A 3,770-nucleotide genomic window follows, 5' to 3' on the forward strand; every position below is an offset into this window, starting at 1 on the left:
GGGCGCAGGATGGGGGAGCCGGTTTGGCTGGACTCCCAGAAGAGGCTGTAGAGGTAGGGCAACAGTTGATAACGCAGCTGGATGGCCTGTCGAGCAATGGCTTCCACCTCAGGGCCAAAGCTCCAGGGTTCGTGGGGGCGAGTTCCCTGAGCACTGTGGCCGCGCATGAGGGGATAGAGGAGCCCCATTTGCATCCAGCGGGCAAACAGCTCGGGAGTGGCGTTGCCCCCGAAGCCGCCGATGTCGGCGCCGACAAAGCTAACTCCCGACAGGCCCAGGTTGAGGAGCATGGGTAGGGACATCTCCAGATGTTCCCAGGAGGATTGGTTGTCTCCTGTCCAGACGGCAGCCCAGCGCTGGATCCCGGCAAAGCCGGAGCGGGTGAGGACAAAGGGGCGCTGGTTGGGGCAGAGCTGTTCTAGACCCTCGCGGGAGGCGCGGGCCATCAGGAGGCCATAGAGGTTGTGCACCTCGGCGTGGGTGGTGCGCTCTTCAGGGGGGCCTTGGGGGGCGTCGGGGGGGATGTCCACAATTTGGCCCCCATCTCCAAAGGGGCGGTCGTTGAGGGCCGGCTCATTCATGTCGTTCCAGATGCCATCCACACCGGCTTGAGTGAGAACCCGCTGCCAGGATCCCCACCACTGCCGCACTTCGGGGCGCGAGAAATCGGGGAAGAGAACTTTGCCCGGCCAAACATAGCCGTGGAAGAGGTGGCCGTCGGCGCGGCGAATGAAGAAGTCTTGGGCCAGGCCCTCGTCAAAAACGGCGTAGTCGGCTTCGGGATCGAACTTGACGCCGGGATCCACAATGGCCACCACTCGAAAGCCGGCTTCATGCAGCTGCGCCGTGAGGCGGGCGGGATCGGGAAAGCGGCGGGGATCCCAGGTGAAAACGCGGTAGCCGCGCATGTAGTCGATATCCAGGTAGATGACGTCGCAGGGGATCTGGCGCTGGCGAAATTGCTCGGCAATGTTCTGTACTTGAGTAGCGCTGGCGTAGCTCCAGCGGCACTGCTGGTAGCCGAGGGCCCAGAGCGGAGGCAGGGGGGTTCGCCCGGTGAGTTGGGTGTAGGTCTGGAGCACCAAGGCGGGGGTAGGGCCGTAGATGAGGTAGTAGTCCAGCTCGGGGGCGCGCACTTCGATGGCCCACTGTTCAGGCTCCGCCTGGCCCAGGTCGAACTGGCTCCAGTGGGTGCAGTGCAGGAAGAGGCCGTAGCAGAGGCCAGGGCGGAGGAGCAAGGCAAAGGGAATGGCCAGATAGAGGTTGTCACTGTGGGCGTCGTAGCCCCAGCAGTCGCGGGTCCAGTGGCTGTAGCGCCGGCCCCGCTTGTTGAGCAGCCCGGCCCGTTCTCCCAGGCCGTAGATGTGCTCGGCGGGGTGGAGGGATTTAACCAGGCGGATGCTCTCGGATCCCCAACTGAGGCCCCCAGAGATATCGGCACAAAAGACCTGGCCCTGGGGATCGCGAAAGCTGAAGCAGAGGGGATCCCGGTCAATCTGCAGTTGCACCAGAGAAGTGCTGAGGTGAACTTGGGTGGGGCTTTCCTGCAGCTCAAAAGGAGCCGGCGGCCACTCTGCATCCGCCAGAGCCACATCCCAAGAACGACGGGGCAAAAACTCGCCGCTGGGGCTAAAGCGCAGCCGCAGTAGACGAGGGGTGAGCACCTGCACAGACCAGCAGCCCTGGGTACAGAGGAGACGGATCCCCCTGGGGTGGATCTGGAGTTCCTGCAGGGATCCACAGGTTTGCCTCTGGGGCTGGCCGAAGATCTCGCTAGCTTCCAGCATGGTTTGGGGGCAGATGCTGCCCTCAAGGCTAACCCAAGGCCGCAAGGGAGCAGGCAGCTCCCCACTCTTGTGCGCAGCCAACTCTGCTCCCATCGGTACATCTTTTTAGAAGAGCAGCAGCAATGATTGGCTAGCTCAAACCTCAAAATCCATCGCGAAAACGAGGTGGCAATGGCTCTGAGGATCCCGGCGATAAAACTCCTCTCCTCGCTGTTGCTTTTGGGGGGGTTGTCCGCCCCTGTTGGGGCCTACCCGGTCAGACCGGAAACGGTCATGTCTCTGCAACAGGGGGATCACGCCCAAGCTCTGCCCAGAGCCAGGACAGAGCAGCGCTTCCAGGTCGTGACGTTGGCAAGCGGGTTGGAGCATCCTTGGGGGATGGCCTTTCTGCCAGACGGAACCATCCTGGTGACCGAACGTCCGGGCCGGCTGCGCCGAGTTACCGAGCAGGGGTTGGATCCCCAGCCCATCGCTGGGGTGCCAGAGGTGTTTGCCCGCGGCCAGGGAGGGCTGCTGGATATTGCCTTGCACCCCAACTACGCAGAGAACGGCTGGATCTACTTGTCCTATGCAGCTCCTGGGCCAGGCGGCGGGGGGACGCGAGTGGCGCGGGCCCGTCTGAGAGAAAGAGGACTCCAGGATCTGGAAGTGATTTTTGACATGGAGCGCAAAACCCCTGCCCAACAGCACTTCGGCTCCCGCCTGGCCTTTGACAAAGAAGGGTTTCTCTACATCAGCACCGGCGACCGCGGCGAGCAGGATCGGGCCCAGGATCTGGGGGATGCTGCCGGCAAGGTGTTGCGCCTTACTGACACGGGCGGGATCCCGCCAGACAACCCCTTTGTGGGAAAAGCAGGGGCTTTGCCGGAAATTTTTACCTATGGCCACCGCAACATTCAGGGAATGACCCGCCACCCCGAGACAGGAGCCATTTGGACGCACGAACATGGGCCGCAAGGGGGGGACGAGATCAACATCTTGGCCCCCGGCGTCAACTACGGCTGGCCCCTGATTACCCATGGTCGGGAGTACAGCGGCGAACCGGTCGGCCAAGGACTGGCGGCAGCTCCTGGATTGGCTTCGCCGCTGCTGCACTGGACGCCCTCCATTGCCCCTTCTGGCATGGCCTTTTACACGGGAGATGTCTTTCCTGAGTGGCGGGGCAATCTCTTTGTGGGAGCGCTGGCCGGTCAGCATTTGGCACGCCTGGTTTTGCAGGGGGATCGCGTGGTGGCAGAAGAGCGCCTGCTAGAAGGAGCGGTGGGTCGCATCCGAGATGTGCGCCAGGGGCCGGATGGCTTGCTCTACTTATTGACCGATGCCCCCAACGGATCCCTGTTGCGCCTGGAGCCAAGCTCTTGATTGGGGTTAAGCTACATGGCCCTAGTCCTGGGGGATTGGCCCTAGCAGCGCTTCCTAACTCCCACTGCTGCTACTACAAAAACTTGACATCTTGCTCGAGGGGGAGTGGCTCTCCCGTTTGGGCATCTGTATTGTGGCAGGCAAAGCATTCCTCTGGAGTTAGCTTGATAAGCTGTCCTGGAGCCGGAAGAAAGAACATCCTTAGCTCTTTAGTCGGGATCAAAACGATTTTGCCATTGGGGGCCTTGCGCTTGTGTTTTTCGTCGGTGAAGGTTCTGACAACGCAAGATATTGGATAGTATTCGCTGTTTTGGAGCTTAGCTTCTAGAAGCGCTCTCCAGTAGGGGCTGTACCCAAAAATCCACTGACCCTTGGAAAATTTGAGATCAAATGCTTGACTCCAAATTCTGCTGTGAAAGGTGATACAGCCTGTTAATTTAAAATAGGGTACAGGTTTTAAGAGGAAGGAGAAAAGGGAATGCCAACCCATTCTTTGGATCTACGGCAAAGGGTCGTGGCAGCTTATCTGGCAGGTCAGACCTCTATCCGCCAGGTAGCCGAACGGTTCATGGTGACCAAAAGAACAGTACACCGCTGGGTGCGACAGTACCAACAAACTCA

Annotated in this window: 3 protein-coding genes (1 of these 3 only partly in view); 2 read left to right on the forward strand and 1 reads right to left on the reverse strand. The window is 60.6% G+C overall.

All coding sequences use genetic code 11. The features are described 5' to 3' along the window. A protein-coding gene (locus NW845_RS09695; RefSeq protein WP_414370979.1) for a glycoside hydrolase family 31 protein crosses the window boundary here: on the reverse strand, positions 1-1,868 show its 5' portion. Its footprint begins 568 nt before the window's first position; the window shows 1,868 of its 2,436 coding nt (coding positions 1-1,868); it begins with the start codon at positions 1,866-1,868; its stop codon lies off the left edge, out of view. A gap of 192 nt (positions 1,869-2,060) precedes the next feature. Here NW845_RS09695 and NW845_RS09700 point away from each other — a divergent pair, with 192 nt between their 5' ends. Beyond that, the gene (locus NW845_RS09700; protein WP_414370978.1) at positions 2,061-3,149 is read left to right on the forward strand and encodes a PQQ-dependent sugar dehydrogenase; all 1,089 of its coding nucleotides are present in this window, start codon (positions 2,061-2,063) and stop codon (positions 3,147-3,149) included. A gap of 478 nt (positions 3,150-3,627) precedes the next feature. Beyond that, positions 3,628-3,770: transposase (locus NW845_RS09705; protein ID WP_414378332.1), on the forward strand; the 143-nt coding region annotated here is incomplete at its 3' end.

The organism is Synechococcus sp. H60.2 (genome assembly GCF_047462315.1).
Classification (GTDB): Bacteria; Cyanobacteriota; Cyanobacteriia; order Thermostichales; family Thermostichaceae; genus Thermostichus.